The sequence below is a fragment of the Bradyrhizobium sp. Mp19 genome (assembly GCF_029952935.1).
In the GTDB taxonomy this organism is placed as follows: domain Bacteria; phylum Pseudomonadota; class Alphaproteobacteria; order Rhizobiales; family Xanthobacteraceae; genus Bradyrhizobium; species Bradyrhizobium elkanii.
This window is the reverse complement of sequence record NZ_JASAUT010000007.1, coordinates 150,171-166,157: the sequence shown is the minus strand read 5'-3', so window position 1 is coordinate 166,157 and position 15,987 is coordinate 150,171. Positions and strand designations below refer to the sequence as shown.

Sequence of the window (15,987 nt, the reverse complement as noted above, 5' to 3'; positions counted from 1 at the left end):
GCTGAAGCTCTGCTTCAGCGTTCTTCTGAACGGCCGCCAACGGCGGCCTATGCCTCTCCCCGCATGCGGGGCGAGGTGAAGCGTTCCGCGCTACGCCGGCTTCGGCATCTCCGCGAGCAGCTTGTCGAGCGTGATCGGATAGTCGCGCACGCGAACGCCGGTCGCGTTGTGGACCGCATTGGCGACCGCGGCGGCGACGCCGCAGATGCCGAGTTCGGCGACGCCCTTGGCCTTCATCGGCGACGACATCGGGTCGGTCTCGTCGAGAAAGATCATCTCCTGATGCGGGATGTCGGCATGGACCGGCACCTCATAGGCAGCAAGGTCGTGATTGATGAACAGACCGTGACGCTTGTCGACCACGAGATCCTCCATCAGCGCCGCCCCGACACCCATGGTCATCGCGCCGATCACCTGGCTGCGCGCCGCCTTCGGATTGAGAATGCGGCCCGCCGCGCAGACCGCAAGCATCCGCCGCACCCGGATTTCCGCCGTGTCGGCATCGACGCTGACTTCGACGAAATGCGCGCCGAAGGTCGACTGCTGGTAGGTTTTGGCGAGATCGCCATACTCGATGGCATCTTCCGCCACGAGGTCGCCGCCGCCGGCGGCCTGCGCCAGCGGCACGCTGCGATTGCCGGAGCGGACCACGCCGTCGGCAAACACCGCTTCCTCGGAATTGAAGCCGAGCTTCTGCGCAATGGCCTCGCGCAGCTTGGTACAGGCGGCATAGACGCCGGCGGTCGAATTGTTGCCGCCCCACTGCCCGCCCGAGCCGCAGGACACCGGAAAGTCGGAATCGCCGAGCCGCACCGCGACCTTCTCGAGCGGCACGCCCATCATCTCGGCCGCGGTCTGCGCGATGATGGTGTAGGAGCCGGTGCCGATGTCGGTCATGTCGGTCTCGACGGTCACGATGCCGTTCTGGTCGAGACGAACCCGGGCCGCCGATTTGGTCACGAGATTGTTGCGGAACGCCGCGGCGACGCCCATCCCGACCAGCCAGCGTCCGTCGCGGACCTCGCCGGGTTTCGGGTTGCGCTTGTCCCAGCCGAACCGCGCCGCGCCATCGCTCAGGCACTGCACCAGTTGCCGCTGCGAGAAGTGCCGCTCCGGATGCTCGGGATCGACCTGGGTGTCGTTGCTGATGCGCAGCGCGACCGGGTCGATGCCGAGCTTGTCGGCGAGCTCGTCGATCGCGATCTCGAGCGCCATCATGCCGGAGGCTTCTCCGGGCGCGCGCATCGCATTGCCTTCCGGCAGATCGAGCGCCGCAAGCCGCGTCGCTGTCATCCGGCTGGCGCCGGCGTACAGCAGCCGCGTCTGGCTCACCGCCATCTCGGGCTCGCCGTCCTTGACGTTGCCGGACCAGCTCTCGTGGCCGATCGCGGTGATCTTGCCGTCGCGCTCGGCGCCGATGCGGATGCGCTGGATCGTCGCCGGACGGTGCGTCGTGTTGTTGAACATCAGCGGACGTTGCAGCGCGACCTTGACCGGCCGGCCGGCCGCGCGGGCGCCGAGCGCGGCGAGCAGCACCTCGGCGCGCAGGAACAGCTTGCCGCCGAAGCCGCCGCCGATATAGGGCGACACCAGACGGACATTCTCCTTGGGGATGCCAAGCGTCTTCGCCATGTCCTCGGCGCCCCAGGCGATCATCTGGTTGGAGGTCCAGACCGTGAGCTTGTCGCCGTCCCAGGCCGCGATCGAAGCGTGCGGCTCCATCATCGCGTGGCCCTGATCGGGCGTGGTGTAGGTGGCATCGAGCTGCACGGGCGCAGCAGCGAAGGCGGCGGCGAAATCGCCGACGGCGGTGTCGGCCGGGCCGCCGAATGACGGGTGCGGCGTGATGCCCTTGTCACGCTCCGCGGCGAGATCGAACTTGCCGTCGCCCTTGACGTAGTCGATCCGGACCAGTTGCGCCGCGGCCCGCGCCTGCTCGAAGGTCCCGGCGACGACGATGGCGACGGCCTGGTGATAATGCGCGATCTCGGGCCCGCCGAGCAGCGGCGCCGCATTGCGCTCGCCCTTGCCGAGCTTGCCGGCATTGTCCGCTGTGACGACGGCGAGCACACCCGGTGCAGCCTTCGCCGCCTCGAGATCGATCGAACCGATCCGCCCCTTGCCGATCGCCGAACCGACCACGTAGCCATAGGCCTGGTTGGCCGCGACGTCGTGCCGCTCATAGGCGTAAGGCGCGGTGCCGGTGGTCTTCAGCGGTCCCTCGATCCGGCTGGTCGGGTGGCCGATCACCTTGAGCTGGTCGATCGGATTGAAGGTGGCGGGATGTTCAAAACGCATGATGTCAGGCCCTCATCTTAAGCCTTCGTTTCAAGCTCTGGCCTCGCGCAGCACCGCCGCCAGCGTTCGCTCGGCGAGCGGCAGTTTGTACGCATTTTCCTTGGTCGGCTTCGCATCGGCGAAGAGGCGCGCGGTGACGGCCTTGGCGCCAGCAGGCAATTCCGCCTCCGCCGCCTCGACGCGCCACGGCTTGTGCGCCACGCCGCCAAGCGCGACGCGGCCGGTGCCGTCGCGCTGCACGATCGCGGCAACCGAGACCAGCGCAAAGGCGTAAGAGGCGCGGTCGCGCACCTTGCGATAGGCCTGCGCGCCGCCGACCGGTTTCGGCAGCACCACCGCGGTGATCAGTTCGCCCGGCTCCAGGCTGGTTTCGATCTCCGGGCTGTCGCCGGGCAGACGATGCAGCTCGGCGATCGGGATGCTGCGCGTGGTGCCGTCGGGCCGCACCGTCTCCACGGTCGCGTCGAGCGCGCGCATCGCCACCGCCATGTCGCTCGGATGGGTCGCGATGCAGGCATCGCTCACACCGACCACCGCATGCTGGCGGCTGAAGCCACCGATCGCGGCGCAGCCGCTGCCGGGCTTGCGCTTGTTGCAGGGCAGATTGGTGTCGTAGAAATAAGGACAGCGCGTCCGCTGCAGCAGATTGCCCGCGGTCGTCGCCTTGTTGCGCAACTGGCCGGAAGCGCCAGCGAGCAGCGCGCGCGACAGCACGCCATAGTCGCGCCGCACGCGGATATCGGCGGCAAGATCGGTGTTGCGCACCAGCGCGCCGATCCGCAGGCCGCCGTCTGCGGTCTCCTCAATGCGGTCGAGCGCCAGGTCGTTGACGTCGATCAGATGCGCCGGCGTCTCGATCTCGAGCTTCATCAGGTCGAGCAGATTGGTGCCGCCGGCGATGAACTTGGCGTTCGCGGTGCCGGCGGCGGCTGCGGCCGCCGCGCCCGGCGAGGCGGCGCGCTCATAGCTGAATGATCTCATGCGCTCCTCCCGGCGACCTCGCTGATCGCCTCGGCGATGTTGGAATAGGCGCCGCAGCGGCAGATGTTGCCGCTCATGCGCTCGCGGAGCTCGGCATTGGTCAGTCGCAGCGGCGCATTCAGATCCGCCGTGACATGGCTCGGGATGCCGGCCTTGACCTCGGCAAGCACGGCGACCGCCGAGCAGATCTGGCCGGGCGTGCAATAGCCGCATTGATAGCCGTCATGCTCGACGAACGCCGCCTGCAGCGGATGCAGCCCGTCCGGCGTGCCGAGGCCCTCGATCGTCGTGATCTCGTCGCCCTGATGCATCACGGCGAGCGTCAGGCAGGAATTGATCCGCCGCCCGTCGACGAGCACCGTGCAGGCGCCGCATTGGCCGTGGTCGCAGCCCTTCTTGGTACCGGTCAAATGCAGGTGCTCGCGCAGGGCATCGAGCAGCGTGGTCCTGGTGTCGAGCTCGAGCTGGTGGGTTTCGCCGTTCACGTCAAAGGATACTCTCGTCATCACGGGCGCTCCGGTCGGGGCAGATTGGGCGGCCGCAGGCGGAGGCGTCGCGATCGACGACGCCGCAAGCGAGGCGGCTCCAACAATCAACAGATGGCGCCGCGATAGTTCCAAACGTCCGGAGATCTGCATGCCGCTGCTCTCCTCGAGTCAGCCGGACGCGGAACCACGACAACGACGTGTCGAGGTCTGCTCGGCCTGTCAGCAAAGGGGGGGAATGCCGCGAACGGCGGAATGTTTCTCGCGGGGAAGTTAAACTCGTCGCGAGCGCCGCGGCGGCTCCTGGGAGGCAGCAGCGCCATCAGGCGCGGGCGGCCTGCGCGGCAGCATCGTCGTACAGGTCCGGCCTACGACCAACGTCCCCTGCCCGGAGTCGCGAAATTCCGGTTAGCTGCATTGCGCCGTCCTCATGCTCGCCCACGGGGAAAAGCGGCCCGGAACACGCTGGAGCTCTTGGGGCTTGCACCGGATCATGTAGGATGGCGCTACGACCTCCACCGGCGACGATGCCGGCCGACCCTGGGACCGCTCGATGACCGCGCATGTCATAGTGACCGACGAAGCCGCCACGCGCGTGATCCGGCTGCGCAGGCCCGAGAAGAAGAACGCGATCACCCAGGAGATGTTTCGCGCGATCAGCGACGCGATCGACAAGGCGCAGAACAATCCGAAGATCCGCTGCCTGATCATCACCGGCGGCTCCGGCGTGTTCACCGCGGGCAACGACATCGAGGATCTGCTCGCGCAGGGCACCTCGACCGGCGAGACGCCGCCGGCCTCCGACCTCGTCAAGTTCCTGTATTCGCTGGCCCACAATGTGAAGCCGATCATCGCCGCCGTCGACGGCGTCGCGATGGGCATCGGCACCACCATGCTGTTTCACTGCGACTATGTGCTCGCCAGCAAGACCGCGCTGTTCTCGACGCCGTTCTCCAATTTCGGCCTGGTGCCGGAAGGCGCCTCAAGCCTGTTGATGCCGCGCATGATGGGCCACCAGCGCGCCTTCGCGATGCTGGTGATCGGCCGCACCATGTCGGCCGACGACGCCCGCGTCGCCGGCTTCGTCAACACCGTGGTGGCGCCGGGGCACGCCGAGGTGGAGGCGCACAAGGTGGCGCGCGAGATCTGCGCGCTGCCGGCCGAGGCGGTGGCGATCTCGCGGCGCCTGATCCGGCTGCCGCCGGAGGACGTCACCCGCCGCATCGAGCAGGAGAACCATCTGTTCAGCGAACGGATGCGCTCCAAGGAAGCTGTCGAGGCGTTCAAGGCATTCATGGCTCGCCCGAAGGATTGAAACGAAGCGTCGCAAAATTGTAGTGGCGCGGCGCCATGATCCCGTGCTCCATGGACAGGTCATGAGACAGCCCCGCCTTTCCCCTCTCGCCGCGCTCTGCGCGTTCGGACTGGCCGCAGCAAGCCCCTGCCTGGCGCAGGCCGCGGAGCCGGTGAGCCTGCGCATTCTCGCGATCAACGATTTCCACGGCTATCTGCGGCCGCCGCCGGGCGGCATCCGCATCACCGATCCCGCTGATGCGACCAGGAAGATCATGGAGCCCGCCGGCGGCGCCGAGCGGATGGCCACCGTCGTCAAGCAGCTGCGCGAGGGCCACAAGAACAACATCTTCGTTGCGGCCGGCGACCTGATCGGCGCGAGCCCGTTCCTGTCGGCGATGTTTCACGACGAGCCGACCATCGAGTCGCTCTCGCTGATGGGACTTGCGATCTCCTCGGTCGGCAATCACGAATTCGACGAGGGCAAGGACGAGCTGCTGCGGATGCAGAATGGCGGCTGCCATCCGGTCGACAAATGCCAGGGGCCGCACCCGTTCACAGGGGCCAAATTCCGCTATCTCGCCGCCTCTACGATCGACAAGGCGACCGGCAAGCCGGTGTTTCCGCCCTACGAGATCAAGCAGTTCGACGGCATTCCAGTGGCCTTCATCGGGCTGACGCTGAAGAACACCCCGAACCTGGTGTCGCCGGCCGGCGTCGCGAGCCTCGATTTCCGCGACGAGGCCGAGACCGTCAACACGCTGGTCCCCGAGCTGAAAGCGAAGGGCGTCGAGGCGATCGTGGTGCTGATCCACGAAGGCGGCTTTCCGACCGGCGACTATAATGAATGTCCGGGAATCTCCGGGCCGATCGTCGACATCGTCAAGAAGTTCGATCGCGCGGTCGACGTCGTGATCTCCGGCCACACCCACCAGGCCTATGTCTGCGAGATCGACGGACGGCTCGTCACCTCCGGCGACAAATACGGCACCCTGGTCACCGCGATCGATCTTCAGCTCGATCCGAACAGCCATGACGTGATCAGGGCCAAGGCCGCCAACACCATCGTGCGGATCGCCGGCACGGCCAAAGATCCCGAGCAGAGCGCGCTGCTGGAATCCTACGACCGGCTGGCCGCGCCGATCGCGAGCCGCGCGGCAGGCTCGGTCACCGAAACACTGTCGCGTACGCCTGCCGAAACTGGCGAGAGTCCGCTCGGCGACATCGTCGCCGATGCACAGCTGCTTGCAACCAGCGCCGAGCCGAATGGCGGCGCGGTGATCGCCTTCACCAATCCGGGCGGCGTGCGCACCGACATCGTCAAGCGCGAGGACGGCGCGGTGACCTATGCCGATATCTTCGCAAGCCAGCCGTTCCGCAACCAGCTCGTGACGATGACGCTGACCGGCAAGCAGCTCAAGGACGCGCTGGAGCAGCAATGGGCCGACCCGAAGCGGCCGCGCGCCCTCCAGGTCTCGAAGGGGTTCTCCTATGCGTGGGATGCGAGCAAGCCCGATGGCGCGCGCATCATCGCCGCACGGATGTCGCTGGACGGCAAACCGATCGACCCGGCCGCGAGCTACCGCGTCACCGTGAATAATTATCTCGCCGAGGGCGGCGACGGCTTCACGGTGTTCAAGCAAGGAACCGCGCAGCAGTTCGGCATCTACGACGTCGATGCGCTCTATACCTACTTCAAGGCCAACAGCCCGGTGGGCCCGACGGCAGGCAAGCGGATCGAGCGGATCAATTGAGCGAGGTGTGGGGGTGGCGTACGCAGCCCCTCGCGTCGTTGCACGCGGAGCGGAGCAATCCATTGTCTCCGAGCATGCGGCAGCATGGATTGCTTCGCTCTGCTCGCAATGACGCGGAAAACGCCCCGGCTTTGAAGGGACGGGAACAGAGATGATGTCGGCCCTTTCCGGAACGCCGCTAACGGCCTAGATTAGGGCCTGCTCTTGCATGATCTTGTTCGGAAAACCGCTGCGCACTTTTCCGGATCATGCGCCCTCGCACGCGCATCCATTGCGCCGGGAATTTGCATGACACTGCTTCTGACGCATTCCGCCTGTCTCGACCACCTGACCCCTCCCGGACATCCCGAACGCCCCGACCGGCTGCGGGCGGTCGCCGAGGTGCTCGGCGAGGATCGCTTCAAGGCACTGGTGCGCGATTCCGCCCCGGAAGGCGACCTCGACACCGTGCTGCTCTGTCACGGCGAGCACTATGTCAGCGAACTCCGCCACATCGCGCCGACCTCCGGCATGATCTATATCGACGGCGACACCTCGATGTCGCCGGGCACCTGGGAAGCAGTGATGCGCGGCGTCGGCGGCGCGGTGGCCGCCACCGATGCGGTGATGGAGGGCAAGCATCAAAACGCCTTCGTCGCGGTGCGCCCGCCCGGGCACCACGCCGAGAAATCGACGCCGATGGGCTTCTGCTTCTTCGACAATGCCGCGATCGCCGCACGCCACGCGCAGCGCAAATACGGCATCAAGCGCGCCGCGATCATCGATTTCGACGTCCATCACGGCAACGGCACGCAGGATATCTTCTGGGCCGACCCGACCGTGATGTATTGCTCGACGCACCAGATGCCGCTGTTTCCCGGCACCGGGGCCGCCGGCGAGCGCGGCGAGCACGACACCGTCGTCAACGCGCCGCTGGCGCCAGGCGACGGCGGCGCCAAGTTCCGCTCCGCTTTCGAGAACCTGATCCTGCCGCAACTAGAGAGGTTCTCCCCCGAACTCGTCGTCATCTCGGCCGGCTTCGACGCGCATCACCGCGATCCCCTGGCCTCGATCAACCTGACGGGCGAGGATTTCGGCTGGGTCACGCGTAAGCTGATGGATCTCGCCGACAAGAGCGCCGGCGGCCGCGTCGTCTCCGTCCTGGAAGGCGGCTACGACCTGCAGGGCCTGAAAGAGTCGGTAGCATCTCACGTCACCGCATTGATGGACGGGTAAATCCCCGCCACAATACGCCCGCAAAAATTCGATTGATTCTGCGCCGGGGCGAGCATGGCCTGCGACAGGTCATGTTTGGACGACAAGATCAGGTTGCGATCTGATCCACGCAATCGGGAACGCAAGAATGGCCGACAACACCCAAGCCGACGTGAAGAAGCTCTCCTTTGAACGCGCGATCGAGGAACTCGAATCGATCGTCAAGCGGCTCGAGGACGGCAAGGTCCCGCTTGAGGAATCGGTCGCGATCTACGAGCGCGGCGAGGCACTGAAACGGCGCTGCGAGGAACTGTTGCGCCAGGCCGAAGCCCGCGTCGACAAGATCACCACCGACGCCTCGGGCCAGCCGACCGGGACCGAGCCGCTCGACGTGCAGTAGCGCCACCGACCACCTCGATCGCGCGGCACGATGTCCGCCACGGTGGGCAATTGTTGCTGCCCATTTCCAGCAAACCGTAACCCCACGGGGCTCCCCGTGGCGGTCGTGTACGGTTGCGAATCAGGTTGAGCCGGCCCCGCTGGCTGCCGCCAAATTAGGCGAATTGGAACCCGGCCCCAGCCCAGCCATTGAAAAGGCTAGGTTTTTCAGTGCGGCGCATAGGAACCCTGCGCGCCCTATCGGGTTGGCTTTGGCTGCGGCTTTGGTGTAATGCTTCCAGTTCTATGGGCATTTGAGAGTGGCGGGCAGCCCGACTTTTCGGGCGGCATGCATCTCAAATGGTTCGACAAAACTGAACCGGGACGGGTGAAGAGCGACCAAGGTGATGCATATCACGTGGTCCAATCCGGAGTGAATCTAGGCTTACAACCAGGCACCGGCCTGCCGGGGCGGCACCCAGTGTCTGGCATTCGCTGCGCGGTGTGCGCGCCATCCCATCTCGCGTCGGGCGGTTCGTTCCGACAGGCAAAAATTGGAAATTCGCTGTGACCACATTTAGTAAGACGCCGCTTCTTGACACTATTCACACGCCGGATGACCTGCGCAAGCTGAAGGTCGAGCAGGTGCGGCAGGTTGCCGACGAGCTGCGCCAGGAAACCATCGACGCGGTGTCGGTGACCGGCGGCCATTTCGGCGCCGGCCTCGGCGTGGTCGAACTGACCACCGCCATCCACTACATCTTCGACACCCCGCGCGACCGCCTGATCTGGGACGTCGGCCACCAGGCCTATCCGCACAAGATCCTGACCGGACGCCGCGACCGCATCCGCACGCTGCGCACCGGCGGCGGCCTCTCCGGCTTCACCAAACGCACCGAGAGCGACTACGATCCGTTCGGCGCCGCGCACTCCTCGACCTCGATTTCGGCCGGCCTCGGCATGGCCGTGGCGCGCGACCTCTCCGGCGGCAAGAACAACGTTATCGCCGTGATCGGTGACGGCGCGATGTCGGCGGGCATGGCCTATGAGGCGATGAACAACGCCGGCGCGATGAACTCGCGCCTGATCGTGATCCTCAACGACAACGATATGTCGATCGCCCCGCCGGTCGGCGCGATGAGCGCCTATCTGTCGCGCCTCTACTCCGGCAAGACCTACCGCTCGCTGCGCGAAGCCGCCAAGCAGATCAACAAGCGCCTCCCGAAGATCCTCGCCAATCGCGCCAACCGCGTCGAGGAATATTCCCGCGGCTTCATGATGGACGGCGGCACGTTGTTCGAGGAACTCGGCTTCTACTATGTCGGCCCGATCGACGGTCACAATCTCGACCATCTGCTGCCGGTGCTGAAGAATGTCCGCGACATGGAGACCGGCCCGATCCTGGTTCACGTCGTGACCCAGAAGGGCAAGGGCTACGGCCCGGCCGAAGCCTCCGCCGACAAGTACCACGCCGTGGTCAAGTTCGACGTCGCGACCGGCACCCAGGCCAAGGCCAAGCCGAATGCGCCGGCCTACCAGAACGTATTCGGGCAGAGCCTCGTCAAGGAAGCCGAGAGGGACGACAAGATCGTCGCCATCACCGCGGCGATGCCGTCGGGCACTGGCGTCGACATCTTCAACAAGGCGTTCCCGGACCGCACCTTCGACGTCGGCATTGCCGAACAGCATGCGGTGACCTTCGCCGCCGGCCTCGCCACCGAAGGCTACAAGCCGTTCTGCGCGATCTACTCGACCTTCCTGCAGCGCGGCTATGACCAGGTGGTCCATGACGTCGCGATCCAGAGCCTTCCGGTCCGCTTCGCGATCGACCGCGCCGGCCTGGTGGGCGCCGACGGCGCGACGCATGCGGGTTCGTTCGACAGCGCTTATCTCGGCTGTCTGCCGAACATGGTGATCATGGCCGCCGCCGACGAGGCGGAATTGGTCCACATGGTGGCGACGCAGGTTGCGATCAACGATCGTCCGAGCGCGCTGCGCTATCCGCGCGGCGAAGGCCGCGGCATCGAGATGCCGGAAGTCGGCGTTGCCCTGGAAGTCGGCAAGGGCCGCATCATCCGCGAGGGCAAGAAGGTCGCGCTGCTGTCGTTCGGCACCCGTCTTGCCGAGTGCGAGAAGGCGGCCGACGAGCTCGCCGCCCACGGCCTTTCCGCGACGATCGCCGACGCGCGCTTCATGAAGCCGCTCGACGAAGAGATGATCATGAAGCTCGCGCGCGACCACGAGATCCTGATCACGATCGAGGAAGGCTCGATCGGCGGCTTCGGCTCGCATGTCATGCAGTTCCTGTCGGACAACACCATGCTCGACAGCGGCATGCTCAAGTTCCGCTCGATGATCCTGCCCGACGTGTTCCTCGACCACGACACGCCGGCGGCGATGTATGCCCGCGCCGGTCTCGACGCCAAGAGCATCGTTGCCAAGGTGTTCGAGACCCTCGGCAAGGACTACAAGACCGAGACCGTCAAGCTCGCCTAATCGTTACGGGCGGCGCTCACTGGAGCATTTTCGGTTCTGATTGAATCAGAACCGAAGCTCCAGGTTCTCGCTCGAAAACGCACCAGCCCCGGCACGTCCATGAAGATCTATCTGGCAGGTCCTGACGTGTTCCTGCCGGATGCCGTGGAGATCGGCCGCCGCAAGGCGGAGGTTTGCGCCTATCACGGGCTGACCGGGCTGTATCCGCTCGACAGCAGCATCGATCCCACCGCCGCCGGGGCCTCGCTCGCCATCTTCAAGAGCAACGAGGCGATGATGGAGTCTGCCGACGCCATCATCGCCAATTTGACGCCGTTTCGCGGCCCCAGTGCCGACGCAGGCACGGTTTACGAACTCGGCTACATGGCGGGACGCGGCAAACTGTGCCTCGCCTATTCCAACGATCCCACGTCCTACGCCAATCGCGTGGCGCGGCTGAGCCAAGTCGTGCCGGCATCCGACGGACGCCTGATCGATGCGGAAGGGCTGACGGTGGAAGAGTTTGGATTACCGGACAATCTGATGATGATGCACGCGCTCGACCTGCACGGCAGCCCGCTGGTGACCCCGCGCGAGCCGTCGGCCGACCTCTGGCACGACCTCACCTCCTTCGAGGCCTGCGTGCGGCTCGCTGCCGCGCAGCGCCGGCAGGCGGCGAAGTGACCAGAGCGGGCGACAACGACAACGACGCATCCGCCGGCAAGCGCATCGACGTGCTGCTGGTGGAACGCGGCCTGTTCGAAAGCCGGGCGCGGGCGCGCGCCGCCATCGACGCCGGCCTCGTCACCGCCGACGGCAAGCAGATCGCGAAGGCGTCCGAGATCGTCGCACCGGGCGCGGCCCTCTCGGCCGAGCCGGCGCATCCCTATGTCTCGCGCGGCGGCGTTAAGCTCGCCGGCGCGCTCGAGCACTATCCGATCGACGTCGAGGGCCATGTCTGCCTCGATGTCGGCGCCTCGACCGGCGGCTTCACCGAGGTGCTGCTCGCCAACGGCGCAAGCCTCGTGTTCGCCATCGATGTCGGCCACGGCCAGCTGCATCCCTCGCTGCAGGGGCATCCGAAGATCGTCTCCATGGAGGCGACCGACATCAGGAGTTTCGACGGCAAGCGCCTGCCGGCGCGGCCCGACATCGTGGTGATCGACGTCAGCTTCATCTCGCTGAAGCTGGTGCTGCCGGTTGCGCTGTCGCTGGCGGCCGCCCCGATGCATCTTTTGGCGTTGATCAAGCCGCAATTCGAGGCGGCGCGCAAACACTCCAAGCGCGGCGTGATCCGCAACGCGATGGTGCACCAGGAGATCTGCGACGATATCGCCGCCTTTGCCGCCTCGCAGGGCTGCACCGACATTCAGGTGTTCCCGTCCTCGATCTCGGGCGGCGACGGCAATATCGAATTCTTCCTCGGCGCGCGCCGTGGCTGAGCTTCTCACCATCGACCATGTCGGCCACCGCGGCGACGGCGTCGCGATCGAGGGATCGCAATCGATCTTCGTGCCTTATGCGCTGGCCGGCGAAACGGTCGAGGTCGACGATGTCCCGGGCAACCATCCCGACCGGCGGCGGCTGCTGCGGGTCGCGCAGGAAAGTCCCGAGCGCATCGCGCCGTTCTGTCCGCATTTCGGCGTCTGCGGCGGCTGCGCGATCCAGCACTGGAACGACGCGCCCTACCACGCCTGGAAGCGCAACATCGTGGTCGAGACGCTGGCGCAGGCGAAGATTGCGGCGGACGTCACAGCACTGGTCGATGCCCATGGGGCGGGCCGTCGCCGCATCACGCTGCACGGGCGCATGGGCCCCCATGACGTCCTCAAGGTCGGCTACGCCGCGGCAGGTTCGCACGACATCATCCCGGTCGATCGCTGCCCGATCCTCGATCCTGCGCTCGACGGTGCGCTTGAGGCGGCCTGGGCCACAGCCGAGCCACTGATCGCGATCGGCAAGCCGCTCGACATCCAGGTGACCGCGACCGTCAACGGCCTCGACATCGACGTGCGCGGCTCCGGCGCGCTGCCGACCAGCCTGATCACCACTTTGTCGCGCGTCGCGCAGAAGCACCGGCTGGCGCGGTTGACACGCCACGGCGAGCTGGTGCTGCAGCGCGGCTCCCCCGAGATTGCGATCGGAAAGGCGAAGGTCGTGCTGCCGCCCGGCTCGTTCCTGCAAGCGACCGTCAAGGGCGAGGAGACGTTGGCCGCGCTGGTTCGCGAGCATTGCGGACGCGCCAAGCATATCGCCGACCTGTTTTGCGGCGTCGGTCCGTTCGCGCTGCGCCTCGCGGAGAAGGCGCGGATCGCGGCCTTCGACAGCGATGCCGGCGCCATCACGGCACTACAGAAGGCCGCGCAATCGACGTCGGGGCTGAAGCCGCTCAAGGCCGAGGCGCGCGACCTGTTCCGCCGCCCCCTGATGCCGCAGGAATTGCGCGACTATGACGCCGTCGTGTTCGATCCGCCGCGACAGGGCGCGCAGGCGCAGGTCACCCAGCTGGCGGTGAGCAAGGTGCCGGTGATCGTCGCGGTGTCCTGCAACGCCGCGACGTTTGCGCGCGACGCGAAAATCCTGATCGACGGCGGCTACAAGATCGCAGCTGTCACGCCGGTCGATCAGTTCCGCCACACCCCCCATGTCGAGCTGGTGGCGCGGTTCGCACGGTGACAGGACGCAGCGACTATCGCTGAGCGCCGGCGCTCCCGCTATAGTCTGCGCTCCATGTCCGACGATCCGCTGCTCGCACGCATCATTCCCGTTCTCGGCGCCGTACCGGGCGTCGCCGCCATCGTGCTCGGCGGCTCGCGGGCGCGCGGCACGGCGCATGACGCCTCCGACACCGATATCGGCCTCTACTATCGGGATGGCGCCGCGCCGGATATCGATCGGCTGCGCGAAGCTGTAACGGGCCTGGTCGACGACCCCGCTGCTGCGCACGTCACGCCGGTCGGCGAATGGGGACCGTGGATCGTCGGCGGTGTCTGGCTCACGATCCGCGGCCGCAAGGTCGACCTGCTCTACCGCAGCATCGATCAGGTTTCCGCCGTCATCGATGCTTGCCGGAACGGCGAGATCAGCATGCACTACCAGCCGGGCCATCCGCACGGCTTCTGCTCGGCGATCTGGATGGGCGAGGTCGCGCTGTGCTATCAGCTGCACGATCCCGACGGCCTCGTCGCGGCGCTAAAGGCGAGGACCGCGCCCTACCCGCCGGCCCTGCGCGATGCGTTGGTGCGGCGCTTTCAATGGGAAGTGCTGTTCAGCATCGAGAATGCCGAGCTCGCCGTGCCGCGCGGCGACAGCACGCATATCGCCGGCTGCGCCTATCGCGCGCTGGCCTGCATCGCGCAGGTGCTGTTTGCGCTGAACGGGACGTATCTGATCAACGAAAAGGGCGCGCTGGCGCAGGCCGCGAATTTTCCGGTGACGGTGCGCGGCCTCGCTGGTTGCACCGCGGAGGTCTGGCGCCAGATCGGCGCGGCCGAGCACGCCGCCGCGTTGCAGATGCTGCGCGTGCTGGAAAGTGACCTCCAGAAGATCTGTAGGACGAGTTAGAACCGTAGGATGGGTAGAGCGCAGCGAAACCCATCTTCGCGCCGCGGATATGAATTGATGGGTTTCGCTGCGCTCTACCCATCCTACGAGATCCACATGATCGGCTACCGCCCCCAGCGGTCCTGCCAGATCTTCTCGCCGATCAGGCAATTGACCCGCGGCTCCTTCTCGGCGGTCCGCATGATCGGGCGCTCGGGGGTGCGGCCGGCGACTTCGAGCAGCAGCTTGGTGCGGATCGCCTCCTTGAACTTCTCACGATCCTTGATCGTCACCACGAAGGAGCCCGGTCCGCCGATCACGCAGTCCTCGTAGTAATAGTCGAGATTTTCGATATCCATCGTCGAGTAGGATGGCTCCTTCACCATGATCGGCAGGCCGTTGATGACGATGCCCTTGTCGAGCGCCGCATCGCGCGCGGGCGTGATCGGCGTGCCGTTGTTGTTGGGCCCGTCGCCGGAAATATCGATCACGCGGCGCAGGCCGCGATGCGGATTCTCGTCGAACATCGGGATCGCGAAATAGATCGCGCCGGAGATCGAGGTGCGCGAGGCGCGGCGCACCGGCGTCTTCATGATCTCGGCGGCGACCGCATCGGCGGATTCAGGGCCGTCGATCACCCGCCAGGGGATGATGATCTTCTGATCGTTGGAGGCGGCCCATTCGAAATAGGTGATCGAAATCTTGCCGTTCGGACCGGCCTTCAGCGCCTGCAGGAAATCCTTGGAAACGATGGCCTGCGCATAGCCCTCGCGCTGGATCGCGAGCTCGTCCATGTCCATCGAATAGGAGACGTCGACCGCGATGATCAACTCGATGTCGACGCTCGGTGTGGATTCCTTTTCAGCCAGGCGATGGCCGGGCTGGGTTCCCGGGCCGGGCGCGGCAACACCGGCCACATCGCCGCTGGCCAGCATGCCCGCGACAAGCACCGCTCCGATCGAGACATACCAGCGCATTGCGGCCCTCCCGTCGTATGAGTGTCATCGTGACACGCAATTCAGGCGGCGAAAAGCGCAGATATCAGCTGTCCTTCACATTCAGGTTAGACGTCCACACTCAAGTCAGACTTCGCTTGTCTCGAATGCGGCGACACGCGCCGTGCCGTTGCCGCAATGACGCCGTGCAAATCGAACGGTTCCAAGCCGCGCCCGAAGACGGTATTCTTACGGGGCAATCGCGAGGGAGTGCGATGCCAGATACCGTCGTCAAGCCGAATACCAGGACGAAGACCAAGGTCGAGCGGCCGCGCCTGCACAAGGTGATCCTGGTCAACGACGACTACACGCCGCGCGAATTCGTCGTCACCGTGCTGAAGGGTGAATTCCGCATGACCGACGACCAGGCCTACAAGGTGATGCTGACCGCGCATCAGCGCGGCGTCTGCGTCGTCGCTGTGTTCACCAGGGACATCGCCGAGACCAAGGCGACGCGCGCCACCGACGCCGGCCGCGCCAAGGGCTATCCGCTGCTGTTCACCACCGAACCCGAGGAATAGCGCGCCGGCGCCAGATTGCCGCGGGCCTTGCCACGTATTTTAGCGATCGCGGCGACCGGTGCTTTAGGGA

The 15,987-nt window shown here is 66.0% G+C and carries 14 protein-coding genes; 10 read left to right on the top strand and 4 right to left on the bottom strand.

Annotated elements, in window-relative coordinates:
• Positions 1-90: 90 nt before the first annotated feature.
• From paoC to paoA, 3 genes are read right to left on the bottom strand one after another with little or no spacing between them, the layout of a single operon-like run.
• Positions 91-2,298: an aldehyde oxidoreductase molybdenum-binding subunit PaoC gene (gene paoC, locus QJT82_RS11790; protein ID WP_028339494.1), complete on the bottom strand. Its 2,208-nt coding sequence runs from the start codon at positions 2,296-2,298 to the stop codon at positions 91-93.
• A 30-nt stretch (positions 2,299-2,328) separates the two neighbouring features.
• Positions 2,329-3,279, bottom strand: a complete 951-nt coding sequence (locus QJT82_RS11785; protein ID WP_028339495.1) for a xanthine dehydrogenase family protein subunit M — start codon at positions 3,277-3,279, stop codon at positions 2,329-2,331.
• Positions 3,276-3,917, bottom strand: a complete 642-nt coding sequence (gene paoA / locus QJT82_RS11780) for an aldehyde dehydrogenase iron-sulfur subunit PaoA (protein ID WP_028339496.1) — start codon at positions 3,915-3,917, stop codon at positions 3,276-3,278. Before paoA ends, QJT82_RS11785 begins: the two co-directional genes overlap by 4 nt.
• A gap of 400 nt (positions 3,918-4,317) precedes the next feature.
• On the opposite strand from paoA, the gene QJT82_RS11775 reads away from it, so the two are divergent.
• From QJT82_RS11775 to QJT82_RS11735, 9 genes are all read left to right on the top strand, one after another.
• The gene (locus QJT82_RS11775; protein ID WP_028339497.1) at positions 4,318-5,079 is read left to right on the top strand and encodes a crotonase/enoyl-CoA hydratase family protein; all 762 of its coding nucleotides are present in this window, start codon (positions 4,318-4,320) and stop codon (positions 5,077-5,079) included.
• Positions 5,080-5,140: 61 nt separating this feature from the next.
• Positions 5,141-6,811, top strand: coding sequence for a bifunctional metallophosphatase/5'-nucleotidase (locus QJT82_RS11770; protein WP_028339498.1), 1,671 nt, complete (start codon positions 5,141-5,143; stop codon positions 6,809-6,811).
• 288 nt (positions 6,812-7,099) lie between these two features.
• On the top strand, positions 7,100-8,026 hold the full coding sequence (locus tag QJT82_RS11765; protein WP_028339499.1) for a histone deacetylase family protein: 927 nt from the start codon (positions 7,100-7,102) through the stop codon (positions 8,024-8,026).
• Between the two features lie 127 nt (positions 8,027-8,153).
• Positions 8,154-8,405 (top strand): exodeoxyribonuclease VII small subunit, encoded by a 252-nt coding sequence (locus QJT82_RS11760; protein ID WP_028339500.1) that lies wholly within the window; start codon positions 8,154-8,156, stop codon positions 8,403-8,405.
• 545 nt (positions 8,406-8,950) lie between these two features.
• A complete protein-coding gene (gene dxs / locus QJT82_RS11755; RefSeq protein ID WP_028339501.1) occupies positions 8,951-10,879 on the top strand; it encodes a 1-deoxy-D-xylulose-5-phosphate synthase in 1,929 nt (642 codons plus the stop codon).
• Between the two features lie 99 nt (positions 10,880-10,978).
• The gene (locus tag QJT82_RS11750; protein ID WP_028339502.1) at positions 10,979-11,542 is read left to right on the top strand and encodes a nucleoside 2-deoxyribosyltransferase; all 564 of its coding nucleotides are present in this window, start codon (positions 10,979-10,981) and stop codon (positions 11,540-11,542) included.
• Positions 11,539-12,300 carry a TlyA family RNA methyltransferase gene (locus tag QJT82_RS11745; protein WP_028339503.1) on the top strand — a complete coding sequence of 254 codons (762 nt, stop codon included), beginning with the start codon at positions 11,539-11,541 and terminating at the stop codon, positions 12,298-12,300. Before QJT82_RS11750 ends, QJT82_RS11745 begins: the two co-directional genes overlap by 4 nt.
• On the top strand, positions 12,293-13,534 hold the full coding sequence (locus tag QJT82_RS11740; RefSeq protein ID WP_028339504.1) for a methyltransferase: 1,242 nt from the start codon (positions 12,293-12,295) through the stop codon (positions 13,532-13,534). The genes QJT82_RS11745 and QJT82_RS11740 overlap by 8 nt, the downstream gene beginning before the upstream one ends.
• Positions 13,535-13,588: 54 nt before the next feature.
• The gene (locus QJT82_RS11735) at positions 13,589-14,422 is read left to right on the top strand and encodes a nucleotidyltransferase domain-containing protein (RefSeq protein ID WP_028339505.1); all 834 of its coding nucleotides are present in this window, start codon (positions 13,589-13,591) and stop codon (positions 14,420-14,422) included.
• A 104-nt stretch (positions 14,423-14,526) separates the two neighbouring features.
• Here the strand turns inward: QJT82_RS11735 and QJT82_RS11730 are convergent, their stop codons facing one another.
• Positions 14,527-15,378 (bottom strand): DUF1194 domain-containing protein, encoded by an 852-nt coding sequence (locus tag QJT82_RS11730; RefSeq protein WP_028339506.1) that lies wholly within the window; start codon positions 15,376-15,378, stop codon positions 14,527-14,529.
• Between the two features lie 233 nt (positions 15,379-15,611).
• On the opposite strand from QJT82_RS11730, the gene clpS reads away from it, so the two are divergent.
• Positions 15,612-15,917, top strand: coding sequence for an ATP-dependent Clp protease adapter ClpS (gene clpS, locus QJT82_RS11725; RefSeq protein WP_028339507.1), 306 nt, complete (start codon positions 15,612-15,614; stop codon positions 15,915-15,917).
• Positions 15,918-15,987: the final 70 nt, after the last annotated feature.

Bases quoted from the DNA above. Each gene is read 5' to 3' on its own strand.
- paoC (WP_028339494.1), bottom strand. From the start codon at position 2,298: ATGCGTTTTGAACATCCCGCCACCTTCAATCCGATCGACCAGCTCAAG.
- QJT82_RS11785 (WP_028339495.1), bottom strand. From the start codon at position 3,279: ATGAGATCATTCAGCTATGAGCGCGCCGCCTCGCCGGGCGCGGCGGCC.
- paoA (WP_028339496.1), bottom strand. From the start codon at position 3,917: ATGCAGATCTCCGGACGTTTGGAACTATCGCGGCGCCATCTGTTGATT.
- QJT82_RS11775 (WP_028339497.1), top strand. From the start codon at position 4,318: ATGACCGCGCATGTCATAGTGACCGACGAAGCCGCCACGCGCGTGATC.
- QJT82_RS11770 (WP_028339498.1), top strand. From the start codon at position 5,141: ATGAGACAGCCCCGCCTTTCCCCTCTCGCCGCGCTCTGCGCGTTCGGA.
- QJT82_RS11765 (WP_028339499.1), top strand. From the start codon at position 7,100: ATGACACTGCTTCTGACGCATTCCGCCTGTCTCGACCACCTGACCCCT.
- QJT82_RS11760 (WP_028339500.1), top strand. From the start codon at position 8,154: ATGGCCGACAACACCCAAGCCGACGTGAAGAAGCTCTCCTTTGAACGC.
- QJT82_RS11750 (WP_028339502.1), top strand. From the start codon at position 10,979: ATGAAGATCTATCTGGCAGGTCCTGACGTGTTCCTGCCGGATGCCGTG.
- QJT82_RS11735 (WP_028339505.1), top strand. From the start codon at position 13,589: ATGTCCGACGATCCGCTGCTCGCACGCATCATTCCCGTTCTCGGCGCC.
- QJT82_RS11730 (WP_028339506.1), bottom strand. From the start codon at position 15,378: ATGCGCTGGTATGTCTCGATCGGAGCGGTGCTTGTCGCGGGCATGCTG.
- clpS (WP_028339507.1), top strand. From the start codon at position 15,612: ATGCCAGATACCGTCGTCAAGCCGAATACCAGGACGAAGACCAAGGTC.